This is a genomic window from Halomonas sp. MES3-P3E, assembly GCF_002836035.1.
Lineage (GTDB): Bacteria > Pseudomonadota > Gammaproteobacteria > Pseudomonadales > Halomonadaceae > Vreelandella > Vreelandella arctica.
Map to the genome: position 1 here is coordinate 1 of NZ_PJBT01000129.1, position 605 is coordinate 605.

1 pseudogene is annotated in these 605 nt (G+C 54.7%); it reads right to left on the reverse strand.

Features of this window, described 5'->3' with window-relative positions:
• Positions 1–605, reverse strand: a pseudogene (locus CXF87_RS12265) (copper resistance system multicopper oxidase); the annotation flags it as partial.

A 605-nucleotide genomic window follows, 5' to 3' on the forward strand; every position in this document is an offset into this window, starting at 1 on the left:
CCCATGGCTTCCATGCCGCGGTCGGCAATTTGGCGGCGCTTGGGAATCTCCGCCTGCATGCCTTCACGCGGGGCTAGCGTGGCGCGAGCGTAGCCACTCCGATCCATGGCTTCGGCGAAGATGGTATAGGCTCGATCATCTTCTGGTGAAACAAGCACATCGTACGTTTCCGCCACGCCAATACGGAACTCATCAACAGGCACGGGTTGCACTGGCTGGCCATCGGCAGCAACGACGGTCATCTTCAAACCAGGTATACGTACATCAAAGTATGACATCGCCGACCCGTTAATCACGCGTAGTCGTACCCGCTCACCAGCCTTGAACAGCGCATTCCAGTTTTCTTGGGGGGAGTGACCGTTAAGCAGGTAGGTATAAGTACTGCCGGTCACATCGGCGATATCCCGAGAACTCATGCGCATTTTGGCCCACATACCGCGCATCTCGGCGGTTTGTGAGAAACCCTTTTCGCGAACATCGGCGAAAAAATCAGCAATCGTGCGCTCTTGGAAGTTGTAATAGCCTTCCATGGTTTTCAGATTACGAAATACCGACATGGGGTCTTCAAAGGTCCAGTCGGTGAGCAGTAGCACATGCTCACGGTC